Origin of the sequence: Aquidulcibacter paucihalophilus (assembly GCF_002105465.1) — a bacterium.
GTDB lineage: Bacteria > Pseudomonadota > Alphaproteobacteria > Caulobacterales > Aquidulcibacteraceae > Aquidulcibacter > Aquidulcibacter paucihalophilus.
In genome coordinates this window covers 31,585-54,244 of sequence record NZ_NCSQ01000167.1, presented here as the reverse complement: position 1 = coordinate 54,244, position 22,660 = coordinate 31,585, and the positions used below count along the sequence as shown (strand labels likewise).

At 55.7% G+C, this 22,660-nt stretch carries 18 protein-coding genes; 3 read left to right on the top strand and 15 right to left on the bottom strand.

All coding sequences use genetic code 11. The features are described 5' to 3' along the window. The first annotated feature begins 208 nt into the window (after positions 1-208). A complete protein-coding gene (lexA, locus tag B7364_RS14195) occupies positions 209-901 on the top strand; it encodes a transcriptional repressor LexA (RefSeq protein WP_085340694.1) in 693 nt (230 codons plus the stop codon). Between the two features lie 95 nt (positions 902-996). Further along, a complete protein-coding gene (locus B7364_RS14190; RefSeq protein WP_085340693.1) occupies positions 997-1,332 on the top strand; it encodes a VOC family protein in 336 nt (111 codons plus the stop codon). 312 nt (positions 1,333-1,644) lie between these two features. Here the strand turns inward: B7364_RS14190 and dnaE are convergent, their stop codons facing one another. The 7 genes from dnaE to mce all read right to left on the bottom strand — a co-directional run bounded on the left by dnaE (position 1,645) and on the right by mce (position 11,526). Further along, positions 1,645-5,247 (bottom strand): DNA polymerase III subunit alpha, encoded by a 3,603-nt coding sequence (dnaE, locus tag B7364_RS14185; protein ID WP_085340692.1) that lies wholly within the window; start codon positions 5,245-5,247, stop codon positions 1,645-1,647. Positions 5,248-5,534: 287 nt separating this feature from the next. After that, positions 5,535-6,215: an ABC transporter ATP-binding protein gene (locus tag B7364_RS14180; protein ID WP_085340691.1), complete on the bottom strand. Its 681-nt coding sequence runs from the start codon at positions 6,213-6,215 to the stop codon at positions 5,535-5,537. Continuing rightward, positions 6,208-7,485 (bottom strand): lipoprotein-releasing ABC transporter permease subunit, encoded by a 1,278-nt coding sequence (locus B7364_RS14175; RefSeq protein ID WP_085340690.1) that lies wholly within the window; start codon positions 7,483-7,485, stop codon positions 6,208-6,210. Before B7364_RS14175 ends, B7364_RS14180 begins: the two co-directional genes overlap by 8 nt. Further along, entirely contained in the window at positions 7,482-8,831 is a 1,350-nt protein-coding gene (gene proS, locus B7364_RS14170) for a proline--tRNA ligase (RefSeq protein WP_085340689.1), read from the bottom strand. Before proS ends, B7364_RS14175 begins: the two co-directional genes overlap by 4 nt. Positions 8,832-9,019: 188 nt before the next feature. Next, entirely contained in the window at positions 9,020-10,285 is a 1,266-nt protein-coding gene (locus B7364_RS14165; RefSeq protein ID WP_085340688.1) for a hypothetical protein, read from the bottom strand. Positions 10,286-10,836: 551 nt separating this feature from the next. Then, on the bottom strand, positions 10,837-11,100 hold the full coding sequence (locus B7364_RS14160) for a DUF1467 family protein (protein WP_085340687.1): 264 nt from the start codon (positions 11,098-11,100) through the stop codon (positions 10,837-10,839). Beyond that, complete coding sequence (mce, locus tag B7364_RS14155; protein ID WP_085340722.1) at positions 11,101-11,526, bottom strand: methylmalonyl-CoA epimerase; 426 nt, start codon at positions 11,524-11,526, stop codon at positions 11,101-11,103. It lies immediately after the preceding gene. Positions 11,527-11,684: 158 nt separating this feature from the next. On the opposite strand from mce, the gene B7364_RS14150 reads away from it, so the two are divergent. Continuing rightward, on the top strand, positions 11,685-13,025 hold the full coding sequence (locus B7364_RS14150) for an amidohydrolase (protein ID WP_085340686.1): 1,341 nt from the start codon (positions 11,685-11,687) through the stop codon (positions 13,023-13,025). Between the two features lie 259 nt (positions 13,026-13,284). Here B7364_RS14150 and B7364_RS14145 read toward each other — a convergent pair whose 3' ends face one another. From B7364_RS14145 to B7364_RS14110, 8 genes are all read right to left on the bottom strand, one after another. Continuing rightward, on the bottom strand, positions 13,285-14,967 hold the full coding sequence (locus B7364_RS14145; protein ID WP_157893717.1) for a ribonuclease J: 1,683 nt from the start codon (positions 14,965-14,967) through the stop codon (positions 13,285-13,287). After that, positions 14,964-15,755, bottom strand: coding sequence for a type III pantothenate kinase (locus B7364_RS14140; protein WP_085340685.1), 792 nt, complete (start codon positions 15,753-15,755; stop codon positions 14,964-14,966). The genes B7364_RS14145 and B7364_RS14140 overlap by 4 nt, the downstream gene beginning before the upstream one ends. A gap of 114 nt (positions 15,756-15,869) precedes the next feature. Beyond that, positions 15,870-16,622, bottom strand: a complete 753-nt coding sequence (locus tag B7364_RS14135; protein ID WP_085340684.1) for a biotin--[acetyl-CoA-carboxylase] ligase — start codon at positions 16,620-16,622, stop codon at positions 15,870-15,872. Next, entirely contained in the window at positions 16,619-18,082 is a 1,464-nt protein-coding gene (nuoN, locus tag B7364_RS14130) for an NADH-quinone oxidoreductase subunit NuoN (protein WP_106407652.1), read from the bottom strand. The genes B7364_RS14135 and nuoN overlap by 4 nt, the downstream gene beginning before the upstream one ends. A gap of 11 nt (positions 18,083-18,093) precedes the next feature. Further along, a complete protein-coding gene (locus tag B7364_RS14125; RefSeq protein WP_106407651.1) occupies positions 18,094-19,584 on the bottom strand; it encodes an NADH-quinone oxidoreductase subunit M in 1,491 nt (496 codons plus the stop codon). Positions 19,585-19,591: 7 nt separating this feature from the next. After that, positions 19,592-21,730 (bottom strand): NADH-quinone oxidoreductase subunit L, encoded by a 2,139-nt coding sequence (gene nuoL / locus B7364_RS14120; protein ID WP_085340683.1) that lies wholly within the window; start codon positions 21,728-21,730, stop codon positions 19,592-19,594. 3 nt (positions 21,731-21,733) lie between these two features. Continuing rightward, the gene (gene nuoK / locus B7364_RS14115; protein WP_085340682.1) at positions 21,734-22,039 is read right to left on the bottom strand and encodes an NADH-quinone oxidoreductase subunit NuoK; all 306 of its coding nucleotides are present in this window, start codon (positions 22,037-22,039) and stop codon (positions 21,734-21,736) included. After that, positions 22,036-22,653, bottom strand: a complete 618-nt coding sequence (locus B7364_RS14110; protein ID WP_085340681.1) for an NADH-quinone oxidoreductase subunit J — start codon at positions 22,651-22,653, stop codon at positions 22,036-22,038. Before B7364_RS14110 ends, nuoK begins: the two co-directional genes overlap by 4 nt. Positions 22,654-22,660 lie beyond the last annotated feature (7 nt).

The following is a 22,660-nucleotide window of genomic DNA, read 5'->3' as shown; positions in this document are numbered from 1 at the left end:
GGGCTGACTTAGCAGTCATGCCGCTCACAGGCGAGAGGGGCATGTGTAGGTAAGCCGTCCTGTGGCTGCGGAAAAATTTCGAACACCCTATAGACGTAAAAACGGAACAGAGTTAGAACATCGCTACTTTGTTCGTGCATCGTTCACGGTGCCATCGGATTTGATAGGGGCTAAGCGCGTGGGCGCGGCCCTCAGATAGGGGGAGTTGATGCTGACGTCCAAACAACGAGAGCTTTTGCTTTTTATTCATGAGCGTCTCAAAGCAACCGGTGTTTCGCCCTCGTTTGACGAAATGAAGGATGCACTGGATTTGGCATCAAAGTCGGGCATTCACCGCCTGATCACCGCTTTGGAAGAGCGCGGCTTTCTGCGCCGCCTTGCCCATCGCGCCCGGGCTTTGGAAGTATTGAAACTACCTGATAGTTCCACCACCTCGGCCCCGCCCAAAGGTCGTCAACCCTTTACGCCGCTGGTTGTGGGTTCAAAGCCTGCGCCCGCCATTCCCGCTGCGCCACCGTCAGCCGCCAATGACATTGCTGTCTTGGGTCGCATTGCAGCAGGTGTGCCCATTGCCGCCATCCAGCATGAGATTGACCGGATTTCTGCCCCAGACCAATTGGACCCTGCCCTGCACTTCGCTTTGGAAGTCAAAGGCGATTCCATGATTGATGCGGGGATTTTGGAGGGCGATTTCGTCATCATCCGCCGCACCGATGATGCCCAATCTGGCGATATTGTGGTTGCGCTTGTCGATGACGAAGAAGCCACTTTGAAGCGCTTGCGCCGCCGCGGACAGTCCATCGCTCTAGAAGCCGCCAACCCCCGCTATGAAACCCGCATTTTCGGGCCAGATCGCGTCAAGGTCCAAGGCGTACTGGCAGGGCTATATCGGCGTTATTAATCGCGGATTTGCGTCGCGCGTGACGGGTCGTGCAACGGGTGGCCACGCGCGGGTGCACTCCCAGAAAAATCTAACCCGTTGGGAGTGCTCAAATCATGTCTCGGATCAGTTATATTGAGCTTCCCGCCGCCGAGCTGCCGGCAACGCGCGCCTTCTATGGTGAGGCTTTTGGCTTTGCCCTCGCCGACTATGGCCCCAGCTATTCGTGCACAACAACTGGCGATGTGGACATTGGCCTACAGGGCGACTTGAGCGAGGCCACGACTGCACCGCTACCCGTCATCGCCGTTGATGATCTAGACGCGTGTCTTGAAGCGGTGATGCGGGCGGGCGGCGTGATTACCAAACCGGTTTTTGCTTTTCCAGGTGGCCGCCGATTCCACTTCCGCGATCCCAGCGGCAACGAACTCGCCGCCCTGAAGGCGGATTGAGCCTCTGCACAAGCAGTGAGTTTAAGCGGGCTGCAGTCGCTTCCCACGAGGCAACGCAGGGCTGGGGCTTTGCGGTGGTTTTGGCCTTTGCCATGTCAACGTCGACGGCCTTTTTCGCGGACTGTAACTAAGCACAGGTTGAGCGCGTGTCCGGGCGCACAAGACGGGGTGGCACGAAGCGCGCTTCACGTGTCGACAAAGCCGATTACAGCTCAAGGCCACCACCTTGTGCAAAGACAATTGTCGGCCACCTTCCAATCAGGCGGTGCCACGCCTTGAGCTGCGCCAAGTCATGTTGCTATGGACCCCCCCCTAAAACTCCGCCACCAAATCCACGCCAGACGCGCTTTTCAAGGCCCGCCTTGCTGCGACGTCGATGGGGAAGCGGCCGGGGGCTTGGATTTCGACTTCGCGGCCATCGGCGAGTTCAACCACGACGCGCAATTCACCAAAGCTGGAAGAGGTAGCACCGCGCAAGGTTTCGGTCACACGGGCAAGTTCTTCGATGGGTGCGCCACGCGCCAAGAAGACTTTAATCCCGGCACAGCCCGACATGTCGGTCTGGTCCAACAACTCAATCTTTTCTGCCGACAGCTTCAAATCGCCATCCCGCAGGCGCGCCTTCGCTCGGAAACTGACCGATGTGCCGGGCTCGAGATAATCGCGCGCTTCATTCAGGGTCTCAGGCATGATCATGACTTCAAACTCACCCGTCGGATCACTCAAGGTCACCCAAGCAAATTTGCCGCCATCCCGCGCTGGCCGCTCTTTGCGGGCCCGGACCACACCCGCCATGCGGAAGATCGCGTCAGATCCCTGCATTTTAGACTGAATCTCTGAGAAAAAGACGGTTTGGCGGCGGCGCAGCGCTTCAATCAAATCGTCAAGCGGATGGCCGGATAGGAAAAGGCCGAGGGCGGCAAACTCATGATCGAGACGCTCCTGCGCCGACCACGGTTTAACATGGGGCAAAGGTGCCCGCGGAGGCGGCGCCGCATCACCAAAGAGGCTTGTCTGCGCGCTTTGCCGGTCGGAAGCGGCCGCATTGGCATGGGCAACCAATTGATCAGATGAGGCAAAAACCAAAGCGCGATTGGGCTCAATTGAGTCAAAGGCCCCTGCTTTGGCCAGAGTCTCCCATGTGCGGCGCCCCAGAACGCGCGGGTCCACCCGCTCAGCCAAATCATGCAGGGACTTAAATTTGCCGCCTGCCTCACGGATTTCCACCAGCTGCGCCATCGCCGCGACGCCCACAGACTTGATGCCCCCCAAAGCATAGCGAATGGCATCGTCTTGGACGGTAAAATCCGCCCCTGAATAGTTAAGATCGGGCGACAACACTTTGATCTTCATGCTTTTTGCTTCTTGCATGAAGGCACCCAATTTGTCGGTGTCATCAATATCAAGCGACATGGACGCAGCCATGAACTCAACCGGATGATTGGCCTTGAGATACGCGGTTTGGTACGCGATAACGGCATAAGCGGCGGCGTGGGACTTGTTGAAGCCGTAGCCCGCAAATTCACTCACCAATTCAAAGATGCGGTCGGCAAGGTCTGCATCCACACCACGCTCGGTCGCCCCACTGACAAAGCGGTCTTTTTGCTTAGCCATTTCTTCGGGCTTCTTTTTGCCCATGGCGCGACGCAAAAGGTCTGCTTCGCCCAAGGAATAGCCCGACAGGATTTGGGCGATTTGCATCACCTGTTCCTGATAGATGATGACGCCTTGGGTTTCTTTGAGGACCGAAACCAAGCTTTCATGCAGATAATCAGCTTCTTTGCGGCCAAATTTCACGTCGCAATAGGTCTCAATATTCTTCATCGGTCCGGGGCGATAAAGAGAGATCAAAGCGATGATGTCATCAAGCGTATCGGCCCGCATTTTGCGCAACGTGTCGCGCATGCCTTGGCTTTCCAACTGGAACACGCCCATGGTCTTGCCGGAGGCCAAAAGCTCGTAGGTTTTGGGATCATCAAACGGCAAGGTGTCGAGATCAACCACTATGCCGCGTGCCTTCAAAAAGTCTAAGGCGCGCTGAATCACGGTAAGGGTTTTGAGGCCCAAGAAGTCGAACTTGACAAGGCCTGCAGGCTCCACCCATTTCATATTGAATTGGGTGGCAGGCAGGCTGGAACGCGGGTCCTTATAAAGCGGTACCAGTTCATGCAGGGGCCGATCACCAATCACCACACCAGCCGCATGGGTCGAGGCGTTGCGGTAAAGGCCCTCAAGCTCAATCGCGGCATCCAGAAGCGTACGCACATCCCCATCGCGCGACCGCTCTTCTTGCAAACGGGGTTCATCCTTAATGGCTTGCGCCAAGGTCACGGGTGCGGCGGGATTATTCGGCACCATTTTGGCTAGACGGTCAACTTGGCCGTAAGACATATCCAAAACGCGACCCACATCGCGCAAGGCGGCGCGGGCCTGCAAGGTGCCGAAAGTGATGATTTGGGCAACCCGATCTGCGCCATATTTCTTCTGCACATAATCAATAACTTGATCGCGCTTTTCCTGACAGAAATCGATATCGAAGTCGGGCATGGAGACGCGTTCAGGGTTCAAGAAGCGCTCAAACAACAAGCCAAAAGCGAGGGGATCAAGGTCAGTAATGGTCAGCGAATAAGCAACCAGAGAGCCAGCGCCGGAGCCCCGACCGGGGCCGACTGGGATATTGTTTTCCTTCGACCATTTGATGAAATCGGCAACGATCAGGAAGTAGCCCGCAAACCCCATGCGGTTGATCACATTGATTTCGTGTTCCAGCCGCTGCTCATAGATTTCGCGGGCGACAACAGGCGGGCGCTTTAACAGGCGCGCTTGCAAGCCTTGGCGCGCTTGGGTGGCCAATTCTTCGGGCTCATCGCGCCCTTCAGCTGTCGTAAAGCGCGGCAGGATGGGTGCGCGCATCAGAGGGCGGATGGCACAACGCCGGGCAATATCCACACTATTGGCCAAAGCCTCGGGCAAGTCGGCAAACAGGGCGACCATTTCGGCTTCGCTTCTGAAATAATGATTGGGCGAGACACGCTCTCGCTTGTCATCAGCCACACGGGTAGCCTGGCCAATACACATCAAAATGTCTTGCGCGCGATGGCGCTCGGGGCTGTCAAAGCGCACATCATTGGTGGCCACCAGCGGCAAATGAGCTTGATAGGCCAAATCAATCAGAAGCGGCTCAACCTGGGCTTCATCGGCCAAGCCGTGGCGTTGCAGCTCGACATAAAGGCGATTGGGAAAAGCCTTGGCCAAGTGCCGCACCAAGATGTCGGCCTCTGTCTTCAGATTGGCGGCAAGAGCGCGGTTCAACAACCCTTCCCGCCCCCCGGTGAGGCAGATCACGCCTTCACTATGCTCCAGAACGTGGTTTAGGCTGACATGGGGCAGACTGCCTGCTGGTGCCTCCAGGAAGGCGACGCTGGAAAGCGCCATTAGATTGGCCCAGCCCTTCTCATTCTGGGCAATCAGAGCCAAACAGCCATCTGGTCCTGCTGCGACCCCAGGCTTTTGACTCAAGAAGGAAACAGCCAGAGTTAAGCCCATGATGGGCTGAATGCCTTTTTCCGCCAAAGCTTCTGAAAATTCGAGCGCACCAAACAAGTTTGGGTCTGAGATGCCGACGGCGACGCATCCTGCCTTAGCCGCATAGCCCGCAAGCTTCTTAACCGTCATCGCGCCATCCAGCAGCGAATAGGCAGAGCGCACCCGCAAATGCACAAAACCGGGGCCTGCCAGAGTGGGCCTTACCGCATGCTTGGAACCACTTGGTCCGGCGCCAACAAATTCGGCACCACTAGGTTCACCTCCACCAGGACCCAACCCAACAGATTGTGAACCAACCGCCCCAGCGACTTCACCCACACCCTGACCTTGGCCAGAGAAGTCGCCGCTAGAGAAAGTATCATCCGCCATAGGGCCACCTGAATCCGTCGACTGAATCACCACCAGTAAGGGGCTTAGTCTGACAGGACTCACCGGCCTCTGTCAGCCCTCGCCGACAGAAATCTCAAAGCCATCCTCAGCCGATGACAGCGCCCCAACCCCAAGCCATGAGGGTGAAAGCGAGAATTGCTGCGAAAGCGGCTGCGTCTTGAAGTTGGGCCATGTTTCACCTCGTTTGTTCTGCCTTCGTTCTATTCTTGTTTTGTTCTCATGGCAAGAGGTTTTTTGCAGAAACATGGAACATCAAGAAAGCCGATTTAGTCTTGTACCAGGCGGCCGCCTTCAATGCGGAATACGCGGTCCATTTGCCGCGCTAACTCAAGATTGTGGGTGGCAACCAGAGCGGACGTCCCCTCCTCCCGCGTTGCTTTGCGGAAGGTATCAAACACAAAGCTCGAAGTGGCAGGGTCTAGATTGCCGGTGGGCTCATCGGCGATCAAAAGTGCGGGTTGATTGGCAAGGGCGCGCGCGATGGCCACGCGCTGTTGCTCACCGCCGGAGAGTTGGCCCGGTTGGTGCATTTTTCGGTCAGCCAGCCCCATCATATCGAGAAGTTGCTCTGCCCGTGTGCGCGCTTCTGCTTGGCCAATGCCGGCAATCCATTGTGGCAAGGCGACATTATCAACCGCGCTAAACTCTGGCAGCAAATGGTGGAATTGATAGACAAAGCCCAGCGCGGTGCGGCGCAGCGCGGTGCGTGCGGCGTCGGGCAAGCGTGTCGCATCAATGCCCGCAAGCTCGACCGTGCCGCCTTGGGCGGCTTCTAATAGGCCAGCGGCATGAAGCAACGAGGATTTGCCCGAGCCAGAAGGGCCGATCAAGGCTACAATCTCGCCGGGCATAATGGTCAGATTGACGCCTTTGAGAACTTCAAGCTCGCCCGCGCGGGTCTGATAGACGCGGCGTAAATCAGTAAGGCGCAGAACCGGGCTACTCATAGCGAAGCGCCTCCACCGGATCGAGCTTGGAGGCGCGCCATGAAGGTGGCAGCGTGGCGACAATGCTGGCAACGGCTGCAAACACCGCTGTTGTAATCACCTCATGCCATTCCACCTTGGCGGGGATTTGGCTTAGGAAATAGATGTCGGCATTGAAGACGGGGCCAAACACAAACTCCACCACTTTTTGGATGGTGCCAATGTTGAGGCAAAACAAGGTGCCGCCAATGGCCCCGGCGAGGGTGGCGAGAATGCCCACACTGGCCCCTGACATCATGAATACCCGCATGATCGAGGCACGCGAGGCCCCCATGGTGCGCAGAATGGCGATATCGCGACCCTTATTCTTAACCAGCATAACAAGGCCAGAAATGATGTTCATCGCGGCTATGGCAACGATCAGCATCAGGATTAAGCGCATCACATTCCGCTCAATCTGCAGGGCCGAGACAAGGCTTTCCGATTGCTGACGCCAGTCAGTCACAAAGCGGTTTTGGCTGAATTTCGCAACTTCCTGCGTCAGAAGATCAGCCTTGTCTGGGTCCTGAATCCGCAACTCAATCGTGTCCCAAGAGGTTTCTTTCGAGAAAAAGAGCTGGGCTTGTTCGATCGGCATATAGATGAAGGTGGCATCATATTCGCTCATGCCGATGTCGAATATGGCCGAGACGGTGTAATCCTTCACCCGCGGGGTGGTGCCAAACGGGGTTGAGGCCCCTTGTGGGGAAATCAATTGTACCGAATCCCCCGGCAAGACGCCCAAGGCTTCGGCCAAGCGAGAGCCCATGGCGATCTCGTCGCCGCCATAGTCACCCTTGCCCCAATTATTGAGATTGCCGCCGACCAGATTGCCCGAAACAATCTTAAGCTTGGCGAGGTCGGACGCCGCAAGGCCCGTGACCATCGCCCCGCGCGCTAGGGTGCCGCCTTGGCCGACGGCCATCACTTGGCCATCGATTTTAGGCATGACATCTACCACACCGGGTAGCGTTTTGGCTTTGGCAACGATGGCGCGCGCTTCTGGGATTGGCATATTGCGCACGTCAATAAAGACATGCCCATTGACCCCTAAAATGCGGCCCAATAATTCTGCCCGAAAGCCATTCATCACGCTCATCACGATGATAAGAACAGCCACAGCCAGAAAAATGCCGATAAAGCTGATGAGCGAGATCAAAGCGACCCCGCCATCCTCACGCCGAGCCCGCAGATAGCGTGCGGCTAGCGTGCGCTCCCACATGCCAAATGGCCCCGCGCTGCCAGCTTTCATGCCGATGCCTTAGCGGTCAAACGCGCGAGGGCGCTTTCCAAAGATACTTCTTCTTTGGTGCCAGTCTTGCGATCCTTAACCTCAACCACACCATTGGCAAGGCCCTTTGGCCCCACAATCAATTGGGTAGGCACGCCGATCAAATCCATGGTGGCGAACTTTGCCCCGGGTCGGTCTTGGCTGTCGTCATAGAGTGGGTCAAGGCCCGCCTTCAACAGCGTTTGATAGGCCTGCTCGCACGCCGTATCAACTGCCTCATCACCCGGACGCAGGCTAATCACGCCGACATCAAATGGGGCCACCGCATCTGGCCAAATAATGCCATTGTCATCATGGCTCGCCTCAATAATGGCACCAACCAATCGCGAGACGCCAATGCCGTAAGAGCCCATTTGCACCAAAACATCTTTCCCGTCCGGGCCAGAGACTTTGGCATTCATCGGGGCAGAATATTTGGTACCGAAGAAGAAGATATGGCCCACTTCAATGCCGCGGCCGGTGCGGCGGCGGTCTGCTGGCACTTCGCTCTCAAAGCGGGCCTCGTCATGGATTTCATCGGTTGCGGCATAGGCCTTCACAATGCGAGAGACAGTTTCTGCGCGTTTAGCGCGGGCCGCGTCATTGTTATCAAAGCTGATATCCATGCCGGCCCAATCAGTCTCGTCATAAATGGCATCATAAAACACGCCACTTTCGCCTGTGGGGGCCAGCACCAAAAACTCATGGCTCAAATCCCCGCCAATCGGGCCGGTATCGGCGCGCATGGGCACAGCTTGCAGGCCCAAACGCTGGAACGTCTTGAGATAGGCCAGGAACATTTTGTTATAGGCGTCGCGTGCGCCGGCTTCATCCAAATCAAAGCTATAGGCATCTTTCATCAAGAATTCGCGGCCGCGCATCACGCCAAAGCGTGGGCGCACTTCATCGCGGAACTTCCATTGGATATTATAGAGATTGAGCGGCAATTCCTTGTAGGACCGCACATGGTTGCGGAAAATATCGGTCACGACTTCTTCGGCCGTGGGTCCAAACAAAAGGTCGCGCTCATGGCGATCGGTGATGCGCAGCATTTCAGCACCATAAGCGTCATAGCGGCCGCTTTCGCGCCACAAATCAGCGCCTTGCATGGTTGGCATCAAGACTTCCAGCGCGCCAGAACGGTTTTGTTCCTCGCGCACAATGGCTTCGATCTTTTGCAAAACTTTCAAGCCCAAAGGCAGCCAAGAATAGATACCGGCAGAATGTTGCTTGATCATGCCGGTGCGCAGCATCAGCTTGTGCGACACGATTTCAGCATTGGCTGGGGTTTCTTTTGTAACGGGCAGGAAATAGCGCGACATGCGCATGGCGATCACCTTCTTTTAGATGCTCTGCCATAGTCTGTGCCGCGCGCGGAGGCAATTAGCCAGCGCTGCGGGTGGTGTTTGGTGGAGATCATCAAAGCCCGCCTAAGTGGTTCCATTCAGCGGGATGCGGGCTCCCCTGGGTCAAGTCGGGAAGCGTGGCTTCAAATTGGGCAGCAATATTCATCCTCTCAATCAAAAATCTTTGTGTTGCAGCTAATGGACTCGTACGATCGGCTTCCCCGAATGCGCGCAATGGTCGAAAAACCAATGACTTTTTGGTCTTTGTCCAGCAGTGCATCATTGAAGAAATCAACGTCAAAGCTATTGTTTTGCTCGGTCGTGCCCCAAGATAACTTCCAATAATCCGGGCGAGTTTGGTCATTGAGATTGGTTGAGGAACAAAAATAAACCGGATTACCTTTATCGTCCTGAATCCCGTTGATAACACTTGAGCCCACCCATTTATCGTCTGTTGGGCGCACAATCGCGCGATACTGTTCACGCGCCATCTGAAGAACTTTTTCGGCGTCTGAACCAGCCGGCGCTGGGGTAAAGCTGGGCCCATCAACAGGACATAAAGCCGGGCCGCTGCGCCAATGTGTTTTTGATGCAATGCTAGCGAGCTTGGGTGGCTGACCAACCTCGCTGAGGAAGGCGCTATAATAGGCCATACCCTTAAAGCCAATCGTGCCGCCAAATTTTCCGTCTGAAAAATCATGCTCGACAAAATCGGTTGCTGGGAAGCTTTGGGGGCCCTTTGGTGGCGCAGAGTTAAGCTCGGGCATTTGATCGGCACGGACAACGGCCAGCACTTCGGATTGCTTGATCCCGATAGTGAGTGTCGGGTCCTTTTTGTCTGCGCCAATCAGATAGGGTGCCTTACAAGCCTTTCGGAAAAAGGCAGCCGCGGCCTGTTTTGGCATGGGATGAAGTTGCCTCATCAGCCCACCAAGACTTGCCCAGATAAGCGCCGATGGCGAATAGCTAAAATTGCCAGGTTCGAGCTTCGTTTGACCTGCAACAAACAAGTCCACCAAGTCATACTTCTGGGCAAAACGAATACTACCCGCCTGAACACGCATGCCGGTTAAAACACTTGGCGTCCCTTGGAACTCAACATCTAACGTCCCACCAGGAATGGGCCCTAGCAATCGGCAATAGCCCGTCAATTGCCGCGCGGTCTCCCATTGAACCGTAAGCTGGGCACCAGCAAAGATTTCAGGGTTTGGCCCTGAAAAATTGAGCGCACTCAGACCACAAACTTCCTGTGCAGTCCTAAAAGGATCCATAGAACGCGCATAGTCCGTTTCTGGAAGCGCTGTTTCACTGGCTGGCCCCAACCCGACACTGGAAAAATCAACGCCAGAGCATGAGCTCAAAAGCAGAGCCGTGACGATTACGCCGACCGAAGCAGTTCGTGTCCGTCCTTTGGCTTCATGAAAGCGCGATCGCATCCAAAACCCCTTTTATGCTCAATACCCTAGGCACATCTTAAGGTAATCTCGATCTCTGTCCAGCACATCTATTTGGCTCGTGTTGCCAGCGGCGTTTCCCCAAAATTGATGATCGAGGAGGAGTGCGATTGAGACAGCGGGTTGGTGGACCAGAATGGGTGCCAATGCGCGTCTAAGTGTTTCGATTTCATCGAGCGCTCTCTCCTCGTCGCCAAAGGGGAAGAGGGGCGTGCGTAACGATGCGCAGCTGGTGGTTCACGCGCTTCATCTTTCAACACTGCCCACCCCAAATGAAAAAAGGCCGCGCTTGAACGAGTCAGGCGCGGCGCAAAGGTTCTGGGAGGAAACGCCATCAGGCATTTACGAGGGGGCGACAGGCCCGTCTCGCAAGTGCACAATCGCCCTTCCGCCTCGCAGGTGCAACATGGCGGCTGCCCAATTGCCAAAAAAACATGCCATTGCCCATGTTGCGGCTAAATGTGGGGCAAACCCTGCTCTCGTTTTGGGCTTACAAGCGAAATTGACCGGATTATGCGGGCAATAAAGCCCCCTCACCCCATCAAACGGCCGAGCGGATGCTCCAAAGAGACCCATCCCGACATCAAAAGCAGGGCGAAGGCTGTCCACACGATGGACGTGATGGCCGTCGTCCACACGAGCTTCTGCTTAATATTGGCAATAACGGGGGCACCGGGGTCTGTGCCCGCAACCACTTCCCCGCTTTCTTCCTGGCTGCGCACGCCAATCGGCAGGACACAAAAGAGAATGACCCACCACATGGTGAGGAAAATTGCGATCCCCGTAAACCAATCCATCTAGTGGGCCCCTTTCGGCGTTTCCATAAGTTCGATCAGAACGCCATTAGAATTCTTTGGGTGCACGAAGATAATCAAAGTGCCGTGAGCCCCGATGCGTGGTTCGCCCAAAATTGTGGCCCCCTTGGCCTTCATGGCATCGCGGGCGGCATAAATCTCGGGAACTTCAAAGCATACATGATGCTGGCCACCATTGGGGTTCTTTTCAAGGAACTTATGGATGGGGGAGGCCTCACCCAAGGGCTCAATCAATTCCAGCTGGCTATTGGGAATATCAACAAAAGCCACTTTGACCCCCTGCTCGGGCATATCGCGTATGGGCGTGATATCGGCGTCAGTGACCCCATAAAGCGCCTTATAATTCTCTAAGGCAGCAGCGATAGACGGAACGGCAATGCCGACGTGATTAAGACGACCCAGTTTCATGATGCGCTTCCTGTGCAAGTGGCCTGCTTCCATCATGGCTTTAGGCGGCTACGTCAATCTTAGCCGACAGGTAGGCTTCACTTTTGGATAGACAAGTGGGGCGGAGGTCCGTAGCTTCACGAAACTGTGATTGATGGGCTGCACTTGGAGCGATGCTTATGAAACGAACAACCACTTTAGCCACGATTGCCGCCCTGATGATTTTGGGCGCTGCCGCACCCAAAGCTTCTTCGCCCGTGCAAACGCTGAAAATTCAGGAACTAAGCGCCAGTGTGGCTGCTGATTATTCAAGCTCGCTCAAAGCCTTGTGGGAAGATTTGCATGCCAATCCAGAGCTTTCTTTCCGCGAGACTCGCACCGCAGGCGTGGTCGCGCGCGAGCTTCGCGCCATTGGCGGTATTGAGATCACCGAGAAAGTCGGGGGCACCGGAATTGTAGGCGTGATCCGCAATGGTTCCGGCCCAACCATCATGCTGCGCGCCGATATGGACGGCCTGCCTATCCTTGAACGCAATGGCCTGCCCTATGAATCCAAAGTGCGCCAAGTCGACGCAGACGGGGTTGAGATGCCCGTCATGCATGCCTGTGGCCATGATGTGCATGTCGCCGCTTTGATCGGGGCAGCACGGCAATTAATGGCGCGTAAGAGCCAATGGCGCGGCACGATTGTTCTGGTCTTCCAACCCGCTGAAGAGCGTTTGGGTGGGGCTTTGGCCATGCTACAAGATGGCCTCTATACGCGTTTCCCAAAGCCAGACATCGCGCTTGGGCTCCATATTGCCAGCGGCCTTGAGCGCGGCAAATTTAAGGTGGAAAACCGGGTGGCCAATTCCAGTTCTGACGGCGTCAATATTATCGTGCGTGGGGTCGGCGGCCATGGCGCTTCGCCCCAACAGACCGTTGATCCGGTTGTTGTGGCCTCAAACCTTGTGATGGCGTTGCAGACGTTGGTAAGCCGCAACATCTCGCCCTTAGAGCCTGGCATTGTGACGGTGGGTGTTGTGCATGCCGGCTCAAAGCGCAACATCATCCCAGAAGAAGCGCGCTTGGAACTGACCGTGCGGGCCGATACGCCGGAAGTGCGGGCAAAACTGCTCGACGGGATCAAGCGCATTTCTGATGGGGTCGCGCGCACCTATGGTGTGCCGGAAGACCGCATGCCCATTGTGACCAATCTAGCAGAAAAAGCCCCGCCCAATCTGAATGATCCAGACACTGCCACCAAACTGCGCAACAGTTTGGAAACAGCTTTTGGGGCCGATCGCATGTCCAAGATTCCCCGCTCAGGGATGGGGGCAGAAGATTTCGCTTATTATGGCGCGCCGGAATGGGGCGGGATCAAAAGCGTGTTCTTCAATGTGGGCGGCAGCATCACCGATGACATGAGCCAAGCCCCGCCCCACCACTCGCCTTTGTTTCGGATTGAGCCAGAGGCCTCTGTTAAGTCGAGTGTGGAAGGCTATGTGGTTGCTGCCTTCACGTTCTTGGGGACGCCTTAGACTTTCGAAATCGTGGCCAAAGGGGGTAATGGTTGGAAGACTTGAAGGCTCGCAGAGCGCGGCTTTAACCTTTAATTGATTTTTTCCAGAAGAACACTTATCAATTTTAGGGCTTAGGTAACGCCAACAATTAGGTTCAACTTCGGTTGGCTGCTTGGGGTCGAGATCGCAACCTTTCCAAAGTGTCTACAAAGCCCCGCACGCGCGGGGCTTTGCCTTTTTGGGCGCATACGGACTTCCAAACGCGGGCCTGCCCACCTTAAATCGTCATCACCACCACATCGACAATGGGCCGCTTGTTAAAGATGCGGTCGCAAGCTTTGCGGACAGCGCGCATGACAAAGCCTTCCGCGGTTTCTTCATCCATGCGTTGATCTGGCTTAAGGCGATTAAAGGCTTCTTCTGCGGCATCGGCCACTTGCTCCAATCGGCCCTCGGCGGGGCTTCCATTGCGTTCAGACAGGCCACGCGCGCGGACATCTGGGCCTGCTTTGATGCGGCCCTTGGCGTCAATGGCGATGGAGACCATTACATAGCCATGCTCTCCCAAACGAATCCGGTCGCGAATGGTCTCGCTGTCAGAGGCAATGATCGCATCGCCATCCACCAAAAGCCGGCCATTCGGCACTTCATCAATCACAGCAGCTGGGCCCGGGGCCAAGCGGATCATATCGCCATTTTTGACGGCCAAAGCCTCAGGCACTTGCAGGCTCAACGCAAATTTGGCGTGCTCCATCAAATGGCGCTGTTCACCATGGGTTGGGATGGCAATTTGTGGGCGCACCATCTCATACATGGCGCGCAACTCATCGCGGCACGGGTGGCCTGAGACGTGAATATGGCGGTCTTTGCCTGTGATGATCGTCACGCCGCGCATGGCGAGCTTGTTTTGCAACTCTAGAATCGCGCGCTCATTGCCGGGGATCTCGCGGCTAGAGAACAGGCAGGTATCGCCCCGTCCAAGGGTTACAAAGGGGTGGCTGCCTTCGGCGATACGGGCCAAAGCAGCGCGCGGCTCACCCTGACTGCCCGTGCAGAGGTAAAGCACTTTGTCGTCTGGCAAATGGCGGGCCATTTCAGGCTCAATAAAGGTGGCGTCTTGCAGCAAGCCAACGGCTTTGGCGGCCCCTGTGATGCGCAACATCGAACGGCCAATCAGCGAAACCGAACGGCCGGCTGCAGTTGCGGCCTCAACCGTCGATAAAATGCGCGCCACGTTTGAGGCAAAGCACGCCACAGCCACCTTGCCCTTTTGTTCCGCAATGGCTTCAAACAAGCCTTGGCGCACGCCAGCTTCCGAACCTGCTTCGCCTTCAGAAAACACATTTGTGCTGTCACAAATCATAGCGAGCACGCCATCATCACCAATCTGGCGAATGCGGCCGCTATCGGTCTGTTCGCCAATCAGGGGATCGATGTCGATTTTCCAATCCCCCGTATGCATGACCGTGCCCAAAGGCGTATGGATGGCAAGCCCGTTGGGCTCTGCAATCGAGTGAGTCAGCGTCACATACTCAATGTCGAACGGGCCGATTTGGAAGCGGTGCTTTAAGGGCACTTCATGAAGCGGGACTTTGCGCTCAATCCCGCGTTCGCGCAGCTTGTCGCGCAAGAGATGCGCGGTAAATGGCGTAGCATAGACAGGTGCCGGGATTCGTGGCCACAACCAGCCCATCGCGCCAATATGATCCTCATGGGCATGGGTGAGGACGATGGCGAGAATATCGTCCTTATTGGTCTCTAAAAACTCAGGATCGGGCAGAATCAAATCCACGCCCGGAATGCCTTCTTCGCCGGCAAAGGTGACACCGACATCAACCACAATCCACTTCTTATCGCCTTCCGGGCCGAAGCCGTAAGCGTTGAGGTTCATGCCGATTTCATTAGAGCCACCAAGGGGGAGAAAGACGAGTTCATCTGTTTTATTTTTTGTTTTTGTCACGTTGGGTTCCGATTGGCGGACCTACCGCCATTGCGTTCAAAGATTTCCAATAGCCCGACCGTGGTCAGGTCTTGATCGTAATGATCAATATGGGTCGATGCGCCTTCAAACAAAGAGGCGACACCCCCGGTTGCGATAACTTTCATGGGGCTATTATATTCAGCCTTAATCCGGCCAATCAGACCGTCAATCAGCTCTATATAGCCCCAAAAAACGCCAGACTGCATCGCGCCGACCGTGTCGGTCCCAATAACTTTGTCTGGCTTGCGAATTTCAATGCGCGGTAAGCGTGCCGCGGCTGTGTGCAGCGCCTGAAGGGAAAGGTTGATCCCCGGCGAAATCACACCACCCTCAAATGCGCCATCTGGGCCTACGATGTCAAATGTAGTCGCCGTGCCGCTGTCAATCACAATGGATGGACCGCCATATTGGATGAACGAGCCAATGGCATTGACGAGGCGGTCTGCCCCCGCTTCCGATGGTTTTGGGATGCGCACATCAATGCCGAGTTCGGCATTTTCCCCCACCACCCAGGGCTCTGCGCCCACATAGCGGCGCGACAAATTGCGCAAGTGAAACAAGGCTTGCGGCACCACTGTTGAGATAACACAATGGTTGAGGTCATTGATGGACAAGCCCGCAAAGCGCATGGCGGCATCCAACCAAACGGCATATTCATCTGCCGTTCGCGACGAATTACTGGCCGCCCGCCACGTCCCGCGCCATTTGGTACCATCATGAACCGCAAATTTCGAATTGGTGTTCCCAACATCAATGGCCAGCAGCATGCATCCCCCTAGGTCTGTCTGTGATACGGGGCCCGGCCCACGTGGGTTACCATTTTCGTGCTCTCTTTAGCCTGTCCGGTGGGGGCTGCGCCAGTGCCACAAGTGCAGGCAAGCTTAGCCAAAAAATACATCGCCCGCTGTGACATCCACAATCGTGCCATCGGCTTGTTCCAATTGCAGCGCGCCACCAGCGGCCAGCCCATGAAAACGGCCCTCCAACGTCTCATGCGGCAAACGCACAATCATCGGCTGGCCGAGCCCAGAGGCGCGTGCCAGCCACGCCTTAGCAATTGGCGCAAAGCCTTGTTGGGACCAAAGGTCGAACCAGTCGTGAAAGCGCGCCTGCAAACCCTCAAACAGGATTTCCGCGCTGACAGGGCTTTGGCCAGTGCGTAAATGATCAGAAACACAGGTAATGGGTTGGTCGATCCCATCGGGGCTGGTGCGCACATTCACCCCAATCCCAATGGCCAAGTGAAAGCCGTGCGGGCCCTGCCAGCTTTCTAACAAAATGCCGCTGGTCTTTCTGCCATCGATCAGAACATCGTTTGGCCACTTTAAGCTAACTTCATGGGGGGGCACAAAGCAGTCAATCGCTTCTGCCACCGCCAAAGCGGCAACGAAGGACAGATTCGCAGCTTCTGCAGGTCCGCAGGTCAAGGTGAACAGGCCTGTTGTGAACAAATTGCCGGGCTCCCCCAGCCAGCTGCGGCCCCGCCTGCCCCTGCCCTTTGTTTGTCCCAGCGCACGCACCCACAAGGGGCCGATCTCACCCCCTTCGCTTAGGCGGCGCGCTTCATCATTGGTGGAATCAATCGTGTCATAAAGTCGGACGTCGCCCCGTCCACCCGCTCGGCCTGGCCTCAATGGAAGCCAGCTCCAGCGATGCTAGCCGCAGAACCGACCAGGCCAATCACCAAGGTCAAGGCCGCCAACACAAAGGTTGCTCCGGTTAGGGTCAGCGTGGTGGAAGCCCCTACAGGCACCATGGCCATACGTGGTTCGTCAAACCAAACCGTCTTGATGATGCGCAAATAATAGAAGGCCGACACCACCGAGGCCAAGATCAGCACGATGGCCAGTGGCAATAAGCCAGACGCACTGGTCGCCAAAATCACTTCCCACTTCCCGAAGAAGCCTGCCAATGGCGGGATGCCCATGACGGAGAAGAGCAGCATCGTTAAGGCAGACGCCAAAAGCGGGTTGGAGCGCGAGAGGCCCGAGAGGGCCGAAATGGTCTCTACCCGTTCGCCCTCTGCATTGCGCAAAGATAGCACCACCCCGAACAAGCCAACCGACGTGATGGCATAGATGGAAACAAAGACCAAAAGGGCTTTAGGTCCAAATTCAGGTCCGCAGGCAATAGCAACCAACACATAGCCCATATTCGCGATCGAAGAATAAGCCAGCAGGCGCTTGATATTGGTCTGCTGGAGCGCAAACAAAGCGCCAATCGCCATAGAAAGGACAGCCATAATGATCACAATGCCCAGCCAATCCTTTTGCAGCGGCCCGAAAGCTTCAAAGCAGACGCGGGCGAACAGCACAGAGGCCGCAACCTTGGGCGCGGAGGCAAAAAAGGCCGTCGATACTGTGGGCGAGCCTTCATAAACATCGGGCGTCCACATATGGAAGGGGGCTGCCGACATCTTAAATGCCAGCCCGCATAGGATGAAGACCAAGCCAAAGACCACGCCGATAGAGCGTTCGTCTGCCACTTGTGCTGCGATCACATCGAAATTGACTGACCCGGTAAAACCATAAACAAGCGAGCAGCCATAGAGCAAAAGGCCCGACGACAAGGCACCCAGAACGAAGTATTTGAGGCCCGCTTCCGAGCTTTTCGCGTCATCGCGCGCATAGGCGGCAAGCACATAAAGCGCCAAAGACTGCATCTCCACACCCACATATAGCGCGATCAAATCATGGGCAGAGACCATGATGAACATGCCCAAGGTGGCTAAGAGGGCCAGCACCGGAAACTCTGGCTTATCGAGCTTTTTCTCGGCCAAAAAGTCGATGGAGAGCAAAAGGGCGCTGCTGGCAGTCAAGGCGATGATCAGCTTGGCATAGGCCGAAAAGCCGTCTGCGGCATAAGAACCGGAGAAGACCACCACTTGTTCTGGCGGCATATGTAAAACCGCCATCGAGCCTGCGGCGAGGAGGGTTGCGACACAGAGCCACGTGACCAAGCGTGCGCCCTTGTCGCCCATAAAAGCCCCGATCAACATGATGATCAAAGCCCCTGCTGCAAGGGTAATCTCTGGCAGGATATAGGGAACCTGCTGGAAGAAGAGCTCTGCTGTCATGGTTTGGTTGATGGCCATTACCGCACCGGTCACTTGAAGTTGGCGTGGAAGGCGTCCACGAGCGCAACGGCAGAAGTCGCCGTCTGGTCAAAGATGATGTTGGGCTGGAAGCCCAGATAAAGGGCTGCCGCGATCAAAGGCACGAAGATCAAGATCTCGCGCGCATTCATATCGGTGATGGTGTTGAGCGCCGGATTGACGATCACCCCAAAAATCACCTTGCGATAGAGCGTCAACATATAGGCTGCCGACAAGATCACACCGCTGGCGGCCACCATGGCTGTCACGGGGTCCACATTGAACGCCCCCTGCATGGTCAGAATTTCGCCAACAAAGCCCGACGTGCCCGGCAAACCGACATTGCCCATAGTGAAAAGGAGGAAGACAGCCGCATAAATCGGCATGCGGTTCACAAGGCCGCCATATTGAGCGATCTCGCGGGTGTGCATGCGGTCATAAATCACGCCGACGCAAAGGAACAACGCGCCCGAAATCACCCCGTGGCTGAGCATTTGGAACATGGCACCTTGGATCCCCTGCTCATTACCCGAGAAGATCCCCATCGTGACAAAGCCCATATGCGCGACCGAAGAATAAGCAATCAGCTTTTTGATGTCGGTCTGACGGAAGGCAACCAGCGAGGTGTAGACAATCGCGATACCCGACAAGGCAAAGATGAAGGGTGCAAAGTCGTTGGAGGCCTCTGGGAACATCGGCAAGGAAAAGCGGAGGAAGCCATAGCCACCCATCTTCAACAGCACCCCTGCCAGAATGACAGAGCCCGCCGTCGGCGCTTCCACGTGCGCATCTGGCAACCACGTGTGGACTGGCCACATGGGCATTTTCACGGCGAAGGAGGCAAAGAAAGCCAGCCACAACCAGGTTTGCGCATCCTTGGCAAACCCAAAGGCTTGCAGGTCAGGGATAGAGGTCGTCTTGGCGGTAATCGCCATCCACGCCACAGCGATCAACAAGAAGAGCGAACCCAAAAGCGTGTAGAGGAAGAATTTATAGGCCGCATAAACGCGGTTCTTACCGCCCCAAATCCCGATGATGAGATACATCGGAATAAGGCCCGCTTCGAAGAAAATATAGAAAAGCACGATGTCGAGCGCGCAAAACACGCCAATCATCAAAGTCTGCAAAATCAAGAAGGCCGCCATATATTCCACGACGCGCTTCTCAATCGAGGTCCAACTGGCCAAGATACAAAGCGGCATCAAGAAGGCCGTCAACAGGATCAAAAGTACCGAAATACCATCAATGCCCAAATGATATTGGATCATGCCATACCAATCAGCCCGTTCGACGAATTGGTAGTCTGGGTTGGTTTCATCAAAGGCCAAGGTCATCCAAAGCGCGAGACCAAAGACAATGAGGGTAGCAACCAAGGCAATCCAGCGGGCCGCATTGGCGCGCGCGGCCTCTGGGCTCTTGATGATTTGCGGCAAGAGCAGGATGAGGACGGCCGCAACAGCGGGCAGCCAGGTGAGGATCGAGAGGATGGGCAGCGTGTCCATGATAGCCTCAGGCACCCCGGAATAGAACAAAAGCGCCAAGCGCGACCGCCGCGATCAGCATCAAAAAGGCATAGTGATAGACATAGCCAGACTGGATTTTCACAGCTTTCTTCGAACCGAAGTTCAAAGCGGCGGCGATGCCATTGGGCCCAAGCCCGTCGATCAGCTTGCCGTCACCGATTTTCCAGAAAAAGTCGCCCAGCGCGCGGGCACCTTTTACAAAGACGAAGTCATAGAGTTCGTCGAAATACCATTTGTTCTCCAAGAAGGCGTGCGCCATGCCCTTGCGGTCGGCGATCTTTTTGCCGAGGCCTTCATTGAACAAATAGAAGTAAAGGGCAGCGGCAAGGCCGATCACCATCACCACCAAAGGCGCATAAAAGACCCAGCCTGGAATGGAATATTTGTCTTTCAAGACCGTGTTGTCTGGCGCGGTATAGATGGAGCTACCCCAGAATTCCTTGGCATGATGGCCGACGAAGGCGTCATAGAAGATCGAGCCGGCAAACACCGCGCCAAAAGCCAGAAGCACCAGCGGGATCAACATCACCAGCGGGCTTTCATGCGGGCCATGCCACGCATGATGGCCATGGTCGTCATCATGGCTGCCAGCCGCGTCGGAGCCACCTTCACCCACATGGGCAACAGCTGGCTGGCCATGGGCATGGGCGGCATCGCTGTGGCTGTGATCATCATGATGGCCATGACCGCCATCGGCTTTCCATTTTGGCGTGCCATGGAAAGTCATGAAGGCCAAGCGCCAAGAATAGAAGCTGGTGAGCGTCGCGGCCAACAAGGCCATCCAAAAGGCCAATTGAGCTGAAGTATTGCCCGTCATGCCAGCGGCATAGGTGGTTTCGATAATGGCATCTTTCGAGAAGAAGCCCGCAAAGCCGAATGGCGTATGCGGGATACCAACGCCCGTAATGGCCAAGGTGCCGATAATCATGATCACAAAGGTGATCTTCATATGCTTGGCCACATCGCCCATTTTGCGCATGTCTTGCTCGTGATGCATGCCATGGATCACGCTGCCTGCGCCCAAGAACAACAAGGCCTTGAAGAAGGCGTGGGTGAACAAATGGAACATGGCTGCCTGATAGGCACCAATGCCTGCAGCAAAGAACATAAAGCCCAATTGCGAACAGGTCGAATAGGCAATCACGCGCTTAATGTCGTTTTGGGCAAGGCCAACGGTTGCCGCAAACAAGGCCGTCACCGCCCCAATGATGGTGATAAAGCCTGCCGTCATCGGTGCAGCTTCATATATGGGCGAGCACAGGCAGACGAGCACGACACCAGCCGTCACCATGGTTGCGGCATGGATCAAGGCCGACACAGGGGTTGGGCCTTCCATCGCGTCGGGCAACCACGTGTGCAGGAAGAATTGCGCCGACTTGCCCATCGCCCCGATAAATAACAAGAAGGCGATGATTTCTATGGCGGGCAATTGATAGCTGCCCCACTTCAGCATCACGCCGACCTTTTCAGGCACGAGGGCAAAGACTTCCTTGAACTCAATCGAGCCAAACACAAAGAAGACCGCCATAATGCCCAAAGCAAAGCCAAAATCGCCGACGCGATTGACCACAAAGGCCTTGATTTGGGCGTCGTTGGCTGAGCGCTTGTGATACCAGAAGCCGATCAAGAGGTATGAGGCAAGGCCCACCCCTTCCCAGCCGAAGAAAAGCTGCATGAAGTCTGCCGCCGTTACCAGCGACAACATGGCAAAGGTAAAAAGCGACAAATAGGCAAAGAAGCGCGGCTTATGCGGGTCTTCGGCCATATAGCCCCAGCTATAAAGGTGCACCAAGGACGACACACCTGTTACCACAATCATCATCACCGCACTGATAGCGTCCAATCGGATGGACCAAGTGCTTTTCAGGTCACCCACGTGGATCCAGGTCGCGATGCGAATGGGTTCCGCCGGCAAATGCAGGCTGTGCTGCCAATGGCCGATGAAGATGGTTCCGGCACAGGCTGCGGCGACAAACAACAAGGCGGTGGCAACAAACATCGCCACTTTCTCGCCTATGAAGCGGTTGAAGAGCCCGCAAATGATGGCCCCCAAAAGGGGTGCGAACACGACGATGGTCGCAAGCGTCTCGGCAAGGCCTGTCGTGGCGTGAGGTTCTGCAGACACGCGTTAGCCCTTCATCAGATTGAGATCTTCAACCGCGATATTGCCGCGGTTTCGGAAATAGACGACCAGAATGGCAAGACCGACAGCGGCTTCAGCAGCCGCCACAGTCAGCACGAACATGGCAAAAATCTGCCCGACCAGATCGCCCAAGAAGGACGAGAAAGCCACCAGATTGATGTTGACTGCCAACAAGATCAGCTCAACCGACATCAGAATAACGATGACATTCTTGCGGTTCACGAAGATGCCGAACACGCCAATGGTGAACAAAGCGGCCGCAACCGCCAGATAATGAGATAGGCCGATCAAAGTACCACTCCTTCGCCCGGCTTCGGGTCAGTCATTTCAACGCCGCCCTCGCGGGTGCGGCCAACTTGGGCGGTGACATTCTGGCGGCGGATGCCGTCACGATGGCGTAGCGTCAGCGCAATCGCCCCCACCATGGCAATAAACAGAATGATACCAGCTGATTGGAACAAGAAGATGTAATCGGTATAGAGGATGCGCCCGATAGCTTCGGCATTGGTGACTGCTGCAGCGGCCGGTGTTGGCGCAGCAATGGCTTCTGCGGATACGGACTTTTCAATCCAAGCCCCACCAACCATGACAAACTGACCAAACAAGATCAGCGCGATTAATCCGCCAAACGGCAGATAGGTGAAAAAGCCTGCCTTCAACTCGGCAAAGTCGATGTCGAGCATCATCACAACGAACAGGAAGAGAACCGCGACTGCGCCCACATAGACAACGATCAAGAGCATGGCGAGGAATTCTGCCCCCAAAAGCACGAACAGGCCCGCGGAAGTGAAGAAGGTCAGGATCAGAAACAAGACGGAGTGCACAGGGTTGCGAGCCACCACGACCATAAAGGCCGAGGCAATCGCAATCGCACTCAAAATGTAAAAGGCGGCGACCGCAATCATCGCTACT